At 67.9% G+C, this 16737-nt stretch carries 14 protein-coding genes; 8 read left to right on the top strand and 6 right to left on the bottom strand.

Annotation, left to right across the window (positions count from 1 at the left end; all coding sequences use genetic code 11):
• The first annotated feature begins 76 nt into the window (after positions 1-76).
• Positions 77-1147: an FtsX-like permease family protein gene (locus tag OB895_RS11685; RefSeq protein ID WP_079113851.1), complete on the top strand. Its 1071-nt coding sequence runs from the start codon at positions 77-79 to the stop codon at positions 1145-1147.
• Positions 1144-1839 carry an ABC transporter ATP-binding protein gene (locus tag OB895_RS11680; protein ID WP_079111902.1) on the top strand — a complete coding sequence of 232 codons (696 nt, stop codon included), beginning with the start codon at positions 1144-1146 and terminating at the stop codon, positions 1837-1839. The genes OB895_RS11685 and OB895_RS11680 overlap by 4 nt, the downstream gene beginning before the upstream one ends.
• Positions 1840-1846: 7 nt before the next feature.
• Here the strand turns inward: OB895_RS11680 and OB895_RS11675 are convergent, their stop codons facing one another.
• Positions 1847-2848 carry a hypothetical protein gene (locus tag OB895_RS11675; RefSeq protein ID WP_079111903.1) on the bottom strand — a complete coding sequence of 334 codons (1002 nt, stop codon included), beginning with the start codon at positions 2846-2848 and terminating at the stop codon, positions 1847-1849.
• A gap of 9 nt (positions 2849-2857) precedes the next feature.
• On the bottom strand, positions 2858-4687 hold the full coding sequence (locus OB895_RS11670) for a substrate-binding and vWA domain-containing protein (RefSeq protein WP_079111904.1): 1830 nt from the start codon (positions 4685-4687) through the stop codon (positions 2858-2860).
• Between the two features lie 77 nt (positions 4688-4764).
• On the opposite strand from OB895_RS11670, the gene fdhD reads away from it, so the two are divergent.
• On the top strand, positions 4765-5649 hold the full coding sequence (gene fdhD, locus OB895_RS11665; RefSeq protein ID WP_079111905.1) for a formate dehydrogenase accessory sulfurtransferase FdhD: 885 nt from the start codon (positions 4765-4767) through the stop codon (positions 5647-5649).
• Positions 5639-8002, top strand: coding sequence for an FdhF/YdeP family oxidoreductase (locus OB895_RS11660; protein WP_311877752.1), 2364 nt, complete (start codon positions 5639-5641; stop codon positions 8000-8002). Before fdhD ends, OB895_RS11660 begins: the two co-directional genes overlap by 11 nt.
• A 47-nt stretch (positions 8003-8049) precedes the next feature.
• Here the strand turns inward: OB895_RS11660 and OB895_RS11655 are convergent, their stop codons facing one another.
• The 3 genes from OB895_RS11655 to OB895_RS11645 all read right to left on the bottom strand — a co-directional run bounded on the left by OB895_RS11655 (position 8050) and on the right by OB895_RS11645 (position 11924).
• Complete coding sequence (locus OB895_RS11655; protein ID WP_228385611.1) at positions 8050-9009, bottom strand: glycoside hydrolase family 43 protein; 960 nt, start codon at positions 9007-9009, stop codon at positions 8050-8052.
• Positions 9000-10838, bottom strand: coding sequence for a glycoside hydrolase family 2 protein (locus OB895_RS11650; RefSeq protein WP_228385612.1), 1839 nt, complete (start codon positions 10836-10838; stop codon positions 9000-9002). Before OB895_RS11650 ends, OB895_RS11655 begins: the two co-directional genes overlap by 10 nt.
• 75 nt (positions 10839-10913) lie before the next feature.
• Positions 10914-11924, bottom strand: coding sequence for a LacI family DNA-binding transcriptional regulator (locus OB895_RS11645; RefSeq protein ID WP_079111907.1), 1011 nt, complete (start codon positions 11922-11924; stop codon positions 10914-10916).
• Positions 11925-12065: 141 nt separating this feature from the next.
• On the opposite strand from OB895_RS11645, the gene OB895_RS11640 reads away from it, so the two are divergent.
• From OB895_RS11640 to OB895_RS11625, 4 genes are read left to right on the top strand one after another with little or no spacing between them, the layout of a single operon-like run.
• A complete protein-coding gene (locus OB895_RS11640) occupies positions 12066-13376 on the top strand; it encodes an ABC transporter substrate-binding protein (RefSeq protein ID WP_042540959.1) in 1311 nt (436 codons plus the stop codon).
• Complete coding sequence (locus tag OB895_RS11635) at positions 13369-14343, top strand: carbohydrate ABC transporter permease (RefSeq protein ID WP_079111908.1); 975 nt, start codon at positions 13369-13371, stop codon at positions 14341-14343. Before OB895_RS11640 ends, OB895_RS11635 begins: the two co-directional genes overlap by 8 nt.
• Positions 14340-15194, top strand: coding sequence for a carbohydrate ABC transporter permease (locus tag OB895_RS11630; RefSeq protein ID WP_042540955.1), 855 nt, complete (start codon positions 14340-14342; stop codon positions 15192-15194). Before OB895_RS11635 ends, OB895_RS11630 begins: the two co-directional genes overlap by 4 nt.
• A complete protein-coding gene (locus OB895_RS11625; protein ID WP_079111909.1) occupies positions 15191-16183 on the top strand; it encodes a glycoside hydrolase family 43 protein in 993 nt (330 codons plus the stop codon). The genes OB895_RS11630 and OB895_RS11625 overlap by 4 nt, the downstream gene beginning before the upstream one ends.
• A gap of 17 nt (positions 16184-16200) precedes the next feature.
• On the opposite strand, the gene OB895_RS11620 is transcribed toward OB895_RS11625, so the two are convergent.
• Positions 16201-16650 carry a MarR family winged helix-turn-helix transcriptional regulator gene (locus OB895_RS11620; protein WP_079111910.1) on the bottom strand — a complete coding sequence of 150 codons (450 nt, stop codon included), beginning with the start codon at positions 16648-16650 and terminating at the stop codon, positions 16201-16203.
• Positions 16651-16737: the final 87 nt, after the last annotated feature.

The raw sequence follows: 16737 nt of genomic DNA, 5'->3' as shown, positions 1-16737 counted from the left end.
AGTGGCCGATGACCACGACGGCGCCGACGACGAGAGTGGAATGGTCGCCGCATCGGAGACAGGAAAGGCAACCGTCATGTTCGTCGCGTTACGCGATCTTCGCTTCGCCAAGGGGCGATTCATCCTCATCGGCTCCGTCGTCGCCCTCATCACCCTTCTCGTGGGGTTCCTCAGTGGACTTACCGGGGGCCTCGCCATCCAGAACGTCTCTGGCGTGCTGGCGCTCCCCGCAGACCGAATCGTGTTCTCCGCCCTCTCGGGCGGAGACGATGCGGCGAGCTTCGCCGACTCCACGATCACCGAGCAGCAGGCGAACGACTGGGCGGCGACGTCCGGCGTGACCGACGCGCGCCCCCTCGGCATCAGTCAGACCCGCGCCGAGACCGACGACACCCGTGCTGCGATCGCGGTGTTCGGTGTCGAGCCCGGCTTCGACGCCGGTGCGCCCTCCGGGGACGGGCAGCTGCGCCTGTCGGTGCCCGCTGCGGATGCGCTCGGCGTGAAGGTCGGAGCGCAGATCGAGATCGCCGGCGTCTCCTACGACGTCGAGACGGTCGAGGGGGACGCGTGGTACAGCCATACGCCCGTCGTTCAGATGACCCTGCACGACTGGCAGGCCTACTCGGCATCCACGGGAAACCCCGATGCCTACGCCACGGTGCTCGCCGTCACAGGCGCCCCTGATTGGGATGCCGCGGATGCCGCGAACGACACGATCTCGGAGACGACCCTCGGATCGCTGACGGCGCTGAGCGCCTTCCGCTCCGAGATCGGTTCCCTCCTGCTCATGGCGGCGATGCTCTTCGGCATCTCGGGACTCGTCATCGGGGCCTTCTTCACCGTGTGGACCATGCAGCGCAAGGGCGACGTCGCGGTCCTCAAGGCGCTCGGCGCGAGCACGCCGTCTCTGATCCGCGATGCGTTGGGTCAGGCGCTGATCGTGCTGGTGGTGGGCATCGGCATCGGTCTGGGGCTCGTCACCGTGCTCGGCCTGCTCGCCGGCACCGCCCTCCCGTTCCTGCTGAGTCCGATCACGACCCTCCTTCCTGGGGGCATCATGATCGCCCTCGGCCTCGCAGGCGCCGCTTTCGCCCTGCGCTCCGTCACCTCCGCCGACCCCCTCACCGCCCTCGGGAGCAACCGATGATCCGCCTGAACGACATCACCCTGACCTTCCCCGACGGCGACTCCCGGGTGACCGCCGTGGACGGCGTCTCCCTCACCGCCCATCCCGGAACCGTCACCGGCATCACGGGCCCGAGCGGCTCGGGCAAGTCGAGTCTGCTCGCCGTCGCCGGCACCCTTCTGCGTCCGGATTCGGGCGAGATCCTCATCGACGGGAGTGACGTCACGGCCCTCAGCCCGGCCGAGGCCACGCGTCTTCGGCGGGACCGGATCGGGATCGTCTTCCAGCAGCCCAACCTCATCCCGTCGTTGACCGCCCGCGAGCAGCTGAGCGTCATGAACGAACTCGGGGCGCCGCACAGCCGGCGCGATCGCGCCACGGCGGCAGCTCGCGCGGATGAACTGCTCGCCGCGGTCGGCCTCGCCGAGCACGGCCACAAGAGGCCGCACCAGCTCTCGGGCGGACAGCGTCAGCGAGTCAACATCGCACGAGCGCTGATGAACGATCCGAGTGTTCTCCTGGTCGATGAGCCGACCAGTGCCCTCGATCAGGAACGCGGCGCCAAGATCATCGACCTCATCCTGCGGCTCACCGACGAACGGAACACCTCGACGCTGCTCGTCACGCATGATCTCGTGCACCTTCCGCGCATGCACGGGGTGCTGCACCTCGTCGACGGTCGTGTGGTCGACGCCGCCGTTCGGATGCGCTGAGCGGTGACTACTCCCCGGAGCTCTGCTTGAACTGACGCTCCCAGTCGCGCAGCTCGCTGCGACCGATGAGCGAGTCGAGCGACACCTGGAACAGCAGTCCCTTGCGGGCGTTGACCTGCTTGATGTTGTCGACGATCTGGGTGGTCACCGACGACAGCGCCTCGCGCACCTCGGAGATGCGCTCGTCGGGGGCATCCCACAGGTCGGGCCGGGTGAGCAGGTCGAGCAGGTAGTCGCGGTCGAGGGCCGCGACCAGGCGGGCGAGCTTGTCGGAGTACTCGGCCTCGGCCAGCACGCTCTGATCCTCGCCGGCCTTGGCGTCGAGACGGATGAACAGCTGCTCGACGTGCGAGGCGAGGGCGTCGATCCCCGCCGCCGTCTCGGCCGCCACCGGGCTGCCCGGCACTGCGGCGTAGTCGGCGCGGAGTTCACGCAGACGGTTCACTCGCAGACGGATGCCGGCGGGCACCGGGTCGATCGAGACGGCCGGGGTGCGACGTCGACGACGCGCAATCAGGCCGGCAGCGGTCACGGCGGCTGCCACGAGAACCACGCCTCCGATCACCAGCGGGATCACCGGCCCGGCGACACCGGAATCAGACCCCGATGAGGTCGGGGTCTCGGCCGAGATCTCCTGCACCGTTTCGACGAGCTTGTCTGGGAGATTCGCCCCTGACGACTCGTTCTCGTTCGCGATGCGCAGGGCGTCATCGCTGGGAATCGCCGCTGAGGCCGCCTGCAGATCGTCGCCGACGGCGAGGATCACGGTCTCGTGGTCGCCCGCGGCAGTCAGCCGCTCGAGGATGTAGCTGCTGTAGGGCGTGGTCTTGTCGGCCTCTGCCGGCAGCACGACCACCGCGATCGATCCGTCACCGGGAACGACCCCGGCGAGGGCGTCGGTCAGCGCCTGTCCGCCCGACACATCGGGGTCGACGTAGATGTTCTGACCGGATATGCCTGCGACGGCATCCTCGAGCCACGGGTTGTTCGACGAGGAGAGATACGGCATCGCGAGACCTCAGAAGTTGTTGATCACGGAGGCGAAGACGAGGTCGATGCGTTCGGCGTCCGAGGCGTCGAAGAGCTGTCCGCCCGTCACATCCGCGATGCGCTGCAGTGCCGAGGTGTCAGCACCCTCTCCATACGCGATCGGGAATATACGCACGGGAGCGTCATCTCCGCCCTCCTTCGTGCTCTTGCCGATCTTGGCGATGAGCGAGTCGAGCGAGGTGCTCGAGTCGGTGTCCTCGCCGTCCGAGAGCACCACGATCGCGTTGATGCGACCGGGTTCGGCCCGCTCGCTCATCGCCTCGTACGCGAGCAGGATCGAGTCGTAGAGCGGAGTGCCGTTGCGCTGCGCGTAGCGCAGGTCATCGAGCGACGAGTCGAGCTTCTCGCCGTCCGAGCCGAGCGCGCTCACGTCGCGGAGCACCTGGATGCCCTCACCCTCGTCGGAGGAGATGCCGGTCGTGAACGCCCAGACGCCGATCTCATCGGTGGAGCGGAAGTGGTTCAGCGTCGACTGCGCACCCTCGATCGCTCCGTCGAGGCGCGAGCGTCCGTCGCCGATCGGGTCGTCCATGGACCCTGAGATGTCGATGAGCTCGAGCACCGACGAGGGCTTGCGCACCTGCGTCCACTGGTCGATCGCCGTCGAGATCACGTCGACCTCGGGCTTCGGCAGCGTCACGGCGGGCTGAGCGGGATCGACTCCGTACTTCGGGGTGAACAGGTCGCCCAGCGGCACCGATTCGTCGAGCGGGCGGAAGCCGTACTCGGGCAGGATCTTCTGCGCCGCGGTCGTCTGCACGAACTCGGCGAAGGCCTCCCCGGCCGTGCGCTGCTCGGCCGTCACCCAATCGGCCCCGAGCACGGTGATCGGGTTGTCCGACCACATGGAGCCACCTTCGGGATAGACGGCGACGAGCTTGGTCTTCGGCGGCGTCAGAGTCTCGCCCGGCTGCACGGTGTGCGAGTCGGGGTTGCCCTGGTTGTAGTTCAGCAGCGAGGTCTCCTCCAGCGCCACGGCCGAGACGTAGGCCGAGCCGTTGGAGCCGTTCTGCGTCTCGTCATAGAGCGTCGAGAGCACGTTTCCGGTGGTGTCGCCGTAGTGGATGACGCACTCCTCGAACACCCGGGAGAAGTCCGCAGCGGCCTCGACATCGGCCGAGGTGAGTCCCTCGAGCTTGCCGGTCGCCTCGTACGACTGCATCAGGATGGTCGAGAGCCCGGTGGTCGAGGTGTTGGGGTTGGTCTTCGAGATCTTGAAGGCCCCCCAGATGTCCTTGCCGACGCTGCCCCACCCCGCGGGGTCCTGGCACAGGGTCTCGAGGTCGGTGATGCTGATGGGGGTGTTCGGCCAGCCGAGGGCCGTGGCCATCGGCTCGGGCATGCCGAACACCACGGGCGTGCGCGTGAACGACTTCGGTTCGCCCACGAGGCTGGGTGATGCGGCGGCCGCCACGCGATCAGTCCAGACGGTGGATGCCGGAGACCACAGGGTGGGCCAGAGCGACGTGTCATCGCTCGGCCAGTCTTCGCCGGAGGTCAGGAAGCGCGTCGCGTTGCCGGACGACACGTTGGTCGGGCGCACCGTGGCGCACGTCTCGAGCCCCTCGTGCTCAGGTGAATCCTTGAACGCCTCGGCCAGCTCGTCGAGCATGTTGACCTTCTCAGACGAGGTGGCGACCGCGATGTGCGTGCAGCCGTCGTCGGGGAATCCCTGGCCGCCGTCGCTCGTCGTGCCCTGTTCGCCTCCACCGCCGGTGCACGCGGTGAGCGCCAGGGCGACGATCGCCGCCATGGCGAGGGCTGCGGGTGTCCGACGTGCGTTGCGAGGCGCGCTCATGGGCTTAGGGTACCCAGGTATCGGCCTCCCGATGACGTATCGATCCGATCCCGTGACCGCGGAGTACGCTCGCTGGTGTGGGGCGGATCACGACGCGGAGACCGATTCTGAAGCTCACCCTCGGCGAGGGTGCGAGCCGTCGCGCCGACACGCTGGCCGTCGAGGAGCCGCTGGAGATCCGCGTCGCGGGCTCGCCGCTCGCTGTCACGATGCGCACTCCAGGGCACGACGTCGAGCTGGCTGCCGGGTTCCTCGTGTCCGAGGGGATCATCGCCGACGGCGCCGAGCTCCACTCGGCGATCCACTGCGGCGGCCCGGGTACGGGTGGCCAGGAGAACACGTACAACGTCCTCGACATCAGCCTGGCTCGCGGCGTGGCGCTTCCCGACCCCGATGCTGCCCGACGCTTCTACACCACCAGTTCGTGCGGCGTCTGCGGCAAGGCCAGCATCGACGCGGTGCGCACGGTGTCTCGCCATCCGGTCGACCAGGATGACGTGCAGGTCGATGCCGAGCAGATCGCCGCGCTTCCGGATCGACTGCGTGCGGAGCAGGCAGCATTCGACAAGACGGGCGGTCTGCACGCAGCGGCGTTGTTCGACGCCGACTCCGGTGAACTGCTCGTGCTGCGCGAAGACGTCGGGCGTCACAACGCGGTCGACAAGGTCGTCGGCTGGGCGCTGCTGAACGACCGGCTGCCACTGCGCCGGCAGATCCTCCAGGTCTCCGGTCGGGCCAGCTTCGAGCTCGTGCAGAAGGCCGCGATGGCCGGAATCCCTGTGCTCAGTGCCGTCTCGGCGCCCTCGTCTCTGGCAGCGGAGCTCGCCGAGGAGTCAGGGGTGACGCTCGCCGGATTCGTCCGCGGACGATCGATGAACATCTACTCGCACGCGCATCGGGTGCGCATCGACGGCCACGCGTCGTCTGCTTACGCCGAAGAAGGGGCACAGCATGCTCGATGACCGGGGAACAGCCGGAACCGCGGGAACCGCCGGAACGGCCTTCGGGCTGATGCCCGCCGAGCCGCGTCAGGGCGGCTACGGTCCGCGCACCGATCGGCCCTGGTCGCGCAAGCCGTACGGTCACCCCGCCGCCGGCTGGGGCGCGGCGGTGTCGGTGGGTCGAGTCGTGCTGAGGGAGAGCGAGCCGATCGCCGGTCCCCTCGCGATGCTGCAGATGAACCACCCGGTCTCGGGCTACGACTGCCCCGGATGCGCGTGGCCGGACGACCCCGGCAATCTGAAGCTCGACATCTGCGAGAACGGCATCAAGCACGTCACCTGGGAGATGACGCGCAAGCGGGTGGATCGTCGGTTCTTCGCCGAGCACACCGTCACGGAGCTCGCGACCTGGCCCGACTTCGATCTCGAAGACCAGGGGCGCCTGACCGAGCCGATGGTCTACGACGCGGCGACTGATCACTACGTGCCGATCTCGTGGGACGACGCGTTCGCGCTCGTCGGCGACGAGCTGCAGGCGCTGGACAGCCCCGATGAGGCGTCGTTCTACACCTCCGGGCGGCTCAGCAACGAGGCCACGTTCCTCTACCAGCTGATGGTGCGCGAGTACGGCACGAACAACCTGCCCGACTGCTCGAACATGTGCCACGAGGCCTCCGGTCGCGCGCTCAAAGCGTCGATCGCCACCGGCAAGGGCACGGTCGACCTTCACGACTGGGACGACTGCGACGCGCTCTTCGTGCTCGGCGTGAACGCGGCCTCCAATGCTCCGCGCATGCTCACCGCGCTGGCGGATGCCGTGACGCGCGGCGCCCAGGTCGTGCACGTCAACCCGCTCGTCGAGGCTGCCGCCACCCGCACCATCGTGCCGCACGACTTCGTCGACATGGCGCGGTTCAAGGCCACGGGCACGAGCACCATGAACCTGCAGGTGCGTCCTGGAGGCGACCTCGCTCTCATCAGGGGCATGTCGAAGGTCGTCTTCGAGGCCGCCGCCACCGACCCGTCGGTGCTCGACACCGGGTTCCTCAGCACCCTCACGAACGGGGTCGAGGCGTACCGCGCGCTGGTCGACGCCACCTCATGGGACGACCTGGTCGCGCAGTCGGGCCTCAGCGAAGAGCAGATCCGACAGGCGGCCGCGGTCTACCTGGCGTCGGAGCGCACGATCATCAGCTGGTGCCTCGGCGTGAGCCAGCACGAGCACGGCGTCGACACCGTGCGCGAGATCGTCAACCTGCTGTTCCTGCGCGGCAACATCGGGCGCAAAGGCGCCGGCCCCTCACCCATCCGCGGGCACAGCAACGTGCAGGGCAACCGTACGTGCGGAATCGACCACCACCCCACGGACGCCTGGCTCGACCGTCTCGCCGACGCCTGCCGCATCGATCCGCCGCGGCATCCGGGACTCGACACCGTGCGGACGATCGAGGCCATGCATGACGGACGCGTGAAGGTGTTCGTCGGCATGGGCGGCAACTTCGTGCTCGCGGCTCCCGACACCCCGTTCACGGCGCAGGGGCTCGAGAAGTGCCGCCTGACCGTGCAGGTGAGCACCAAGCTCAACCGCAGTCACCTCGTGCACGGCGAGAAGGCGCTGATCCTGCCCTGCCTCGGTCGCACCGAGCGCGACCAGCAGGCTCAGGGCCCGCAGGGCGTCACGGTCGAGGATGCGATGAGCATGGTGCACCTCTCGATGGGGCGCAAGCAGCCGGCATCCGCGTATCTGAGGTCGGAGCCGGCGATCATCGCCGGGATGGCCAAGGCGACGCTGCCCCACACGGCCACGCCCTGGGATTGGTATGTCGGCGACTACGACAACATCCGCGATGTGATGGCGAAGGTGCTGCCCGGGTTCGAGGGGTTCAACGAGCTGATCCGCGACAGGCACGGGTTCCGGATCCCCCAGCCGGCGCGGGAGCGGGTGTTCGAGACCCCGTCGGGTCGTGCCGAGTTCTCGCACGCGCCGCTGCCGAACGTCATCCCCGAGTCGTCCGAGACCCTGGTGCTGCAGACCATGCGCTCGCATGATCAGTGGAACACCACGATCTACTCGAATGACGACCGCTACCGGGGCGTGAAGAACCTGCGAGAGCTCGTGTTCCTGCATGAGGACGACATGCGCGACCGCGGTCTCGTCGAGGGCGACCTCGTCGACATCGTGTCGACCTCGAAGGACGGATCGACGCGGATGCTGACCGCGTTCCGTGCCGTGCCCTACGACCTGCCGCGCGGCAGCGCCGCCGGCTACATGCCCGAGATGAACGTGCTGATCGGACGCAAGGACTTCAGCGTGCAGAGCGACCAGCCGCTGATGAAGAGCATCCAGGTGACGGTCTCGCGCACCGGTTCGTGACCGCGCTCGCCGCGGGCTGATCCCGGTCCGGTGAATCCCGCCGTGGGTCAGGCGCCGCTGTCGGGGGTGGTCGCGAGCAGCGCCGGCTCCTCGGACCTGAAGTCGATCGACGCGACGTGCATCTGTCGCTCGGAGTGATCCGCATTCCATGCGTGGAACGCGATGCGGTCGCCCCCGTCGGGCCCGACGACGAGCGAGTTGTGGCCGGGGCCGATCAGCGAGGCACCCGACGAGAGAAGGGGAGGCGCCGTCGGCGGTGCGGCGACCCACGGGCCGAGCGGACTCGCTGACGACGCCCAGGACACCGCGTAGCCGGGGCCCGTCCATGCGCCGCCGGAGAACGTCATCCAGTACCCGCCCTGCCTGCGCACCACCGCGGGTCCTTCGAGCGTGTGCCAGTCGAACGTCCCGCCGTACATCGGGCGTTCTCTTTCGTAGATCTGCCAATCGGCGTAGGGCTCGAGCACGGCCTGCGTGTCGGCGAGCTGCGCCGGCGCGGGCAGGCGGGCGACAGCGAGATGCGTGCCGGGTCGCTCCGCATCGAGCACGTCCCGCGCGAAGTACAGGTACCACTCCCCGTCCGCGTCTTGGAACGGGTGCGGATCGATCGCGAAGGTCTCGTGAGGGGTGAGATCGACACCCAGATCGTGGAATGGACCCGTCGGCTCGGCCGCGCGGGCGACGCGCAGATGATGACCGCTGATGCCGTGCCCGACGGAGTAGTACATCCACCACGAGCCGTCGCGGAAGCAGACCTCCGGGGCCCAGTACTCGTCTCCCATCTCGGAGTCGAGCCGCATCAGTGCCAGACCGGCACTGCGCCACGTCTCGAGATCGTGTGAGAGCAGGACCTCGAAGACCTCCTCGGTCGACCTCGCCGTCGGGTTGGTCCCGTACGCCGCGTAGGTGTCGTCGGGCAGACGCAGCACGAAGGGGTCGGCGAAGTAGCCGGGATGCACGGGGCGATGCCCGGCACCGCCGGCCCGCCCCCGGACGCTCACTCCCACGGCTGGGATCCTCTCGGACCGACCATGATCGCGCGTAGCTCGTCCACGGGGAGCTTGGGGACCCGGTCGGCGCCGACGAGGCCGTTGGTCTCCTGCAGGGTGTCGGTGAGCTGCGTGTAGCAGTACCCGGCGAGGGCGGTGCTGTCGTGGATGCCGGCCATCAGCGAGCTCAGTCGGTCACGGAAGTCGCTGTCGGAGCTGGCGCTCGTATAGCCCCAGGCATGGTCGGTGCGGTGCACGTCGAACGAGATGCCGCCGAACTCCGTGAGCATCACCGGCGCGTCGTCGACCTCGCCTGTGAGCACGAGTCGTCTGCCCGCGGGCCCGACGCCGGTGATCATCTCGTCGACAGCGGCGCGGTCCTTGTATCGGGCGCCCATCACCTCGCCGTCGCCCTCGTAGTCGTGGATGGCCACGATGTCGGTCTCGGCCTGCTCCCACCCGTCGTTCGATACGACAGGGCGAGTCGGGTCGAGGGCTTTCGTCAGGTGCACGAGCGCCAGAGCGTGGTGCAGCATGCGGCTGTCGTGCGCGATGTGCTGCACGCCCCAGCTCTCGTTCAGCGGCACCCAGGTGACGATGGAGGGATGCGAGACGTCGCGGTGGACGACCTCCAGCCACTCGCGCACCGTGCGCTCGACGGCCGTCGGTGTGAAGGAGAAGACGGCGGGCGCCTCTGCCCAGATCATGAGCCCGAGCCGGTCGGCCCAGAAGAGGAAACGCGGATCCTCGAACTTCTGGTGCACCCGGGCGGCGTTGAACCCGAGTTCCTTGATGAGCTCCACCTCTTGGCGCAGGGCGTGCGCCGACGGGGCGGCGAGATGGGTGTCCGGCCAATATCCCTGACTGAGGACGGAACGGACGAACCGCGGCTTGTCGTTGAGCAGGAAGCAGCGCCGATCGACGCTCGTCGAACGAAGCCCGAGGTACGACGACACGGTGTCCAGGGGTGCCCCGTCATCCGATGTCCGGATGACGGCGTCGATGAGCCGCGGGTTCTCCGGCGACCACACCAGCTCTTCGTACGCTTGTCCGTTCGCCTGGCTCGGAATCGGGATGTCGATCTCGATCTCGGATTCGCGAGCGAGAGTCGAGGCGCGTGCCAGCAGGGTGTCACCATGACGCAGTTCGACGTCGACCACGCACTCGGATGCCGGCGTGGTGGTCAGACCGATGCGCGCGTGCACGCGTCCTGACGGCAGATCCGCGCGCCAGTGGATCCACTCGATCGCCGGGCCGGCGGGTACGGATTCGAGCCAGACGGGCTGCCAGATTCCGCTCGTCCGGTGGTACCAGATCGCATGGGGCTCGTCACGCCAGTCCTGCTTGCCGCGGGGCTGGGCGACATCCGTCGCCCGGTCCTCGACCCGCACCACGACATGGCCCCCGCCGTCTCGCTCGAGAGCGTCGGTGATGTCGACTGCGAACGGCGTGTGCCCGCCCTCGTGTGAGCCGACTCGCTGCCCGTCGACCCAGACGATGGCGCGGTAGTCGACTGCCCCGAAGCGGAGGATCAGTCGGCGCCCGTCACCATGGCCGGCGGCCAGCACCTCGTCGTGCGTGAGGGCGCGGTGGTACCACAGCGCCGTGTGCGGACGGGGGTCACCGATTCCCGACGCCGACGACTCGGGCGGGAAGGGCACCACGATCGACGCGTCGAAGGAGGGATTGGCGAACCACTGCTCGCGGATGCCACGGTCGTCGTCGTCGACGGCGAAGCCCCAGCGGCCGGTCAGGTCGCTCCACTCGCTCCGGACCAGCTGAGGGCGCGGGTAGGTTCCGTCCCCCTGGCTCGCGATGGGCGGGAGTGGCGGATCGATTCTCAGCATGCAGTCCAGCATGCATGATTTATGCAGCGCTGTAAACCACGCGGAATCCGAGTCCGCGTGCGACACGCATCCCGATCACCGAGGGGACGGCGCGCTCTCGCGGACGGCCAGCCGGTAGCCGACCAGCTCGTGGCGTCCGGCCTCGGAGAACCCGGAGATCCGCTCGATGAGCATCTCGACGGCGCGGCGGGCGAGCTCGTGCAGATCGGGAGCGATGGTGGTGAGGCTCGGGAAGGTCACCCGGCTCAGCTCGATGTCGTCCCAGCCGGTGACGGCGACGTCGTCGGGAATGCGGCGGCCGCGCTCGTGCAGCGCGCGCAGGGCGCCGATCGCGGCGAGGTCGTCGCGGCAGACGAGCCCGTCGAAGTCGGCTCCGGCGTCGAGCGCGCCGCCGACGCCCTCGACCGCTCCGGACGGCGAGATCTCTCGGCTGGGGAAGAGGAGGAGGGGGTCGGGCCGAAGGCCCGCATCCTCCAGGGCCTGCTGATAGCCAGCGATGCGCTGCAGGGAGGTCGACGACATCTCCTGCGTCTCGTGGCCGGCGAAGCCGATCCGCCGTCTCCCCAGCGACACCAGGTGCGCCGTGGCGGTGCGAGCGGCTTCGAAGTTGTCGATCATGACGCGATCCACGGGGAGGGGTGCTGCCCCTTCTCCGAGGATCACCATCGGCAGGTCGCTGCGGTGGCGGGAGATCTCGGCCGACGACATCGTGGACGGCTGGAACAGGATGCCGTCGACCATCCCGGACTCGGAGCTGGTGAGCACGGCGCGCTCGCCCTCCAACGTTCCGTCGGTCTCCTCGAGCAGCACCCGATAGCCTGCCTCGCCGGCCGCCGCCGAGACGGCGCGGGAGAGCTCGGCGAAGTACGGAAGGGCGACGTTCGCGAAGGCGAGGGCGAGAAGACCCGTCCGGCCGGTCGCGAGGCGTCTGCCCATGAGGTTGGGCCGGTAGTCCAGCTCGTCGATCGCGCGCTGCACGCGTTCGCGCGTCGATGCGCTCACGTGCTCGTATCCGCGCACCACATTCGACACGGTCTTCATCGAGACGCCGGCGAGCTCCGCGACATCCTGCAAGCGCACACCCATGCGGTCTCCAATTGGTCGCTACGTCGTCACCCGCGATACTACCTTGACAACAAAATTCCAGCGCTGTAAATTGCGAACACGGCTGGGGTATCCGGTCATCCCGCTCCGGTGCGCCGGAGTCACTCAAAGGAGAGCAATCACATGAACAGTCCATGGGCTCGCCGAGCGATAGGTGCAGGCATCGCACTCGCCATCGGCATTACGGCATCAGGGTGCGCGGCGTCGGCCGGCACCGGTGGGGGCGGCGTCTCCGGCGACGGGGAGTACACCGGCCCCGATGTCGAGATCACCTTCTGGCACGGCTGGACGGGTGGAGCAGCCCCCAAGATCGTCCCCGAGCTCATCAAGGAGTTCAACGCGGAGCACGACAACATCACGGTGAAGGCCGTCCCGCAGGAGTGGGCGGACATCACGGCGAAGATGCCGCTCGCCATCAAGGCGGGCAAGGGGCCGGACGTCGCCGTGCTGCACGGAGACGACCTGGCCACGTATGCGGCGCAGAACCTGCTGCTCGACTCCGGCGAGATCATCGACGGGCTCGGATATGCGGCGGAGGACTTCCCGCCCACCGTCTTCGACAAGGGCAACTACCAGGACACCCAGTACGCGGTGCCGTGGAGCGTGACGCCGCTGGGCCTGTTCACCAACAAGTCGGTGCTCGCGAAGGCCGGCATCAGCGAGATCCCCACCGACGAGGCGTCGTATCTGGCCGCACTCGACGCGCTGAAGGGTGCGGGAGTCCAGGGCGAGTGGGTCGACGGCTACGTCTTCACCGGCACGTTCGAGTTCCAGAGCCTGATCTGGCAGTTCGGTGGAGACCTCTACAACGACGACGTCACCGAGGCCACGTTCAATTCAGAGGCGGGCGTGAAGGCCCTCACCTGGATGACCGACATGGTCGACAAGGGGTACAGCCCCGCGAACGTCGCACAGGACGGCAACATCAAGGCGCTCATCGCTGGCGACACCGCATTCAACTGGAACGGCGTCTGGCAGACGACGAACACCGCCTTCGACGACCTCGACTGGGCGCCGGCACCCGTGCCGCAGATCGGCGACGAGAAGGCCGTGTGGTCGAGCTCGACCCACTGGGTGTTCCCGGCCAACAAGGGCCAGGACGCGAACGAGACGGCGGCCGCATCGGTCTTCGTGAAGTGGATGAACGACAACTCCCTCGGATGGGCCGAGACCGGCGAGCTGCCTGCCGCGAACTCGGTGCGCGAAGACCCGGAGCTGCTCTCGACCTACCCCAACCTCGCCCCCTTCATGGAGCAGCTGGAGTACGCCCACTACGAGACGGTCTCGCCCGGGATCTCCGAGGTCAACGCGCAGATCACCCTCGCGCTGAACGAGGCCCTCACCGGCAAGAAGGATCCGAAGACCGCGCTCGACGACGCCGCGGCCAAGGCCGATCAGATCCTCGAGCAGAACCGGGCCAAGTACGGTGACTGAGACAGCCACCCTCGTCGCCCCCCAGCGCAGCAGCGCTGGGGGGCGACACCCGCGCAGACCTGCGGGCTCCGCATCCTCTCGGCGCAAGACGCTCACCGCGTATCTGTTCCTCGCTCCGTTCCTCGTGCTCTTCCTGACTTTCGTCGCCGGCCCAGGGATCTTCGGCATCTGGATGAGCCTCACCAACTGGAGCCCGTTCCGCGACGTGCAGGAGTTCGTCGGATTCCAGAACTACATCGATCTGTTCACCCCGGGCAACGTGCTCTCCAGCGACTTCTGGAAGTCGATGAGCGTCACCGGGATCTTCATCGTGATCAGCGTGCCGTTCCTCGTCGTCATCCCGCTTCTCGTGGCGATCCTGCTGAACCAGCGCATCCGCGCGGCCACGACGTTCCGCACGATCTTCTTCGCGCCGTATGTGCTCGGCGTCGCGGTCATCGGCGTGATCTGGGGCTACATCTTCGACACGCAGTCGGGCATCCTCAACCACCTGCTCGGCGTGGTCGGGCTCCCCTCGGACATCCCGTGGACGGTCGACGTCCCCTGGGTCTGGGTCTCCATCGTCGGCGTCACCGTCTGGTGGACCATGGGACTCAACACGATCATCTTCCTGGCCGGCCTCAAGGGCATCAACGGCGACCTCTATGAAGCGGCCGCGCTCGACGGCGCCGGAGCGATGCGGAAGTTCTCGAGCGTCACCCTTCCAGGACTCCGTCCGGTGATGACCTTCATCACCACGACCACGATCCTCGCGTCGGCGAACATGTTCGGCCAGTCCTACCTCCTCACGAAGGGCGGCCCGGGCACCGAGACGCGGACGGTGATCATGTACATCGCCGACCAGGGTCTCTCGCAGAACAACATGGCACCGGCTGCCGCCATGAGCTACATCCTGTTCCTCGCGCTCGCGATCGTCAGCGTGATCAATTTCCGGCTGCAGCGCGAACGAGTCGAGAAGGCATCATGACCACAGCACTGACCCGTCGCCCGTCCGCTCGCCGCACGTGGGGGCGCGTCGCCCTCTATGCCGCGCTCGTCGCACTGGCTCTCGTGATCGTCCTCCCGCTTCTGTGGATGCTGATCACGTCGTTCAAGACCGATGCCGATGCGATCAGATCGCCGTTCTCGCTGCCGGACCCGTTCTCGATCGAGGCCTACCAGAGCCTGCTCGGCTCGGGAGAGCAGCCGATCTTCCTCTGGCTCTGGAACAGCTTCGCCGCCGCGACCCTGCAGACCGTCCTGATCCTCGTGACGGCGTCGATGGGGGCGTATGCACTGGCTCGGCTCGAGTTCGCGGGCAAGAGGATCATCTTCGGCGTCATCATCGCGACGCTTCTCGTTCCTCCGGTGGTCTTCCTCATCCCGAACTACCTGATCGTGCAGAACCTCGGCTGGCTCGACACGATCTGGGCCATCACGGTGCCCGGTGCCGCCGGTGCCTTCGGAATCTTCTTCCTGCGACAGTTCTTCGTCGGGCTGCCGCCCGAGATCGAGGAGGCCGCCCGCATCGACGGTGCCGGCGACATCCGGATCTTCGTGCAGGTGGTGCTTCCGCTCGCTCGACCCGCGTTGGCGACTCTGGCGGTGCTGTCGTTCCTCGGCAACTGGAACGACTTCCTCTGGCCGGTGTACGTGCTGCTGAGCCCCGAGAACCTCACGTTGCAGCCGGGACTCAGCCAATTGCAGGGCGCCTACTCGACGCACTTCGCGATCGTCATGGCAGGAGCGGTGATCGCATCCGTCCCCGTCCTGATCCTCTTCGCGATCGCGCAGCGGCAGATCGTCGAATCCGTCGCCGGATCGGCGGTCAAGGGGTGACCCAGGTCGCGAAGAAGCTCGCGTCCACGGTCGCCGCGAGCATCATCCTCGCTCTGGGCGTCGGTGTCGTGGGATGCTCCGGCGAGGCCGAACCCGAGGCGACCGTGGAGCGGGCGCCGTTCCTCATCGATCAGGACTTCGCCGATCCCGACGTCGTCCACGGCGACGACGGGTACGTCGCCTTCGCCACCGAGAATCAGGGCGCGAACGTGCAGTTCGCCACCTCGACCGACCTGGTCACATGGGACGTCTCGACCGATGACGCGCTGCCGGTCCTTCCGGCATGGGCCAGCGCGGGGCGGACCTGGGCGCCGGACGTCTCGGAACGAGCCGACGGGAGCTTCGTGATGTACTTCTCGGCCGAGCACGCCGACTCCGGGAGGCAGTGCATCGGATCCGCCACCGCCGACTCGCTCACGGGTCCCTATGTCGCTGTCGGCGCGGAGCCGATGATCTGCCCGCTCGAAGAGGGCGGCGCGATCGACCCCGCCGCCTTCGTCGACGACGACGGGTCGCGGTTCCTCCTGTGGAAGAACGACGGCAACTGCTGCGAGCTCGACACGTGGATCCAGATCGCGCCCGTCTCCGCCGACGGCACCCAGCTGGCGGGACCGGCGACCCGATTGGTCATGCAGACCGAGGCCTGGGAAGGGCATCTGGTGGAGGCGCCGGTGCTGGTCGAGCGTGACGGCACCTACGTCCTGCTCTACTCGGCGAACGACTACGGCTCCGAGGACTACGCGATCGGCGCGGCGACGTCCCCGTCGCTGCTCGGACCCTACGAGAAGCTGCCGGACCCCGTCCTCTCCACCTCGTCCGCCGACGACCGCTACATCGGTCCGGGGGGTCAGGACGTCGTCTCCACACCCGACGGCGATGTGCTCGTCTTCCACGGATGGGACGACCTCTTCATCTACCGGGGTATCGCCGCCCTGCCGCTCGACTGGGAGGGTGACATGCCCTCCGTTCGGCTCTCGACCACCGACTGACGACGGCGAGCGGGCGCTCAGGCGCCGACGGTCACTGCCTGCAGAGCATGCACGACGGGCGCGAGCTCCGGCTGCGCGACCGCGTCTCCGAGAGCGCGTTCGAGCGTCTCATCGTGGATCGGATGCGCCTGTTCGTAGAGCGCCTGACCGGCGGCGGTGAGCTCGGTGTAGATGCCGCGGCGGTCATCGGCGCAGAGGATGCGGGTGAGCAGCCCGCGGTCTTCGAGACGGGTCACGAGTCTGGTCGTCGCGCTCGGGCTCAGCGCCGTCGCGCGGGCGAGCTGCTGCATCCGCATGTGCCAGCCGTCCTGCCTGCTGAGGGCGTCGAGCACCGTGTACTCGACGACCGAGAGGCCGACCGAGGCGCCGAGCGCCTTCTCGAGATCGGCCTCGATGATGCCGTGCAGTGCGGCGAGCGTGCGCCAGCCGCGCGCGCGGATCTCGACAGCGTCGTCTGAGATGCCCACAGTGACCTCCGAAGTAGTTGCTTGCGCTGGATAGTTGCGTGTGCAATGATTATCCGTCGGACGCAATATCCCGCGTCTGCAACTACT

The sequence above is a fragment of the Microbacterium forte genome, assembly GCF_031885415.1.
GTDB classification, from domain to species: Bacteria; Actinomycetota; Actinomycetes; order Actinomycetales; family Microbacteriaceae; genus Microbacterium; species Microbacterium forte.
The sequence above is the reverse complement of the archived record's forward strand: the minus strand, read 5'-3'. Positions and strand labels throughout refer to the sequence as shown.

Bases quoted from the DNA above. Each gene is read 5' to 3' on its own strand.
- OB895_RS11660 (WP_311877752.1), top strand. From the start codon at position 5,639: ATGCTCGATGACCGGGGAACAGCCGGAACCGCGGGAACCGCCGGAACG.
- OB895_RS11670 (WP_079111904.1), bottom strand. From the start codon at position 4,687: ATGAGCGCGCCTCGCAACGCACGTCGGACACCCGCAGCCCTCGCCATG.
- OB895_RS11675 (WP_079111903.1), bottom strand. From the start codon at position 2,848: ATGCCGTATCTCTCCTCGTCGAACAACCCGTGGCTCGAGGATGCCGTC.
- OB895_RS11685 (WP_079113851.1), top strand. From the start codon at position 77: ATGTTCGTCGCGTTACGCGATCTTCGCTTCGCCAAGGGGCGATTCATC.
- OB895_RS11680 (WP_079111902.1), top strand. From the start codon at position 1,144: ATGATCCGCCTGAACGACATCACCCTGACCTTCCCCGACGGCGACTCC.
- OB895_RS11645 (WP_079111907.1), bottom strand. From the start codon at position 11,924: ATGGGTGTGCGCTTGCAGGATGTCGCGGAGCTCGCCGGCGTCTCGATG.
- OB895_RS11630 (WP_042540955.1), top strand. From the start codon at position 14,340: ATGACCACAGCACTGACCCGTCGCCCGTCCGCTCGCCGCACGTGGGGG.
- OB895_RS11650 (WP_228385612.1), bottom strand. From the start codon at position 10,838: ATGCTGAGAATCGATCCGCCACTCCCGCCCATCGCGAGCCAGGGGGAC.
- OB895_RS11640 (WP_042540959.1), top strand. From the start codon at position 12,066: ATGAACAGTCCATGGGCTCGCCGAGCGATAGGTGCAGGCATCGCACTC.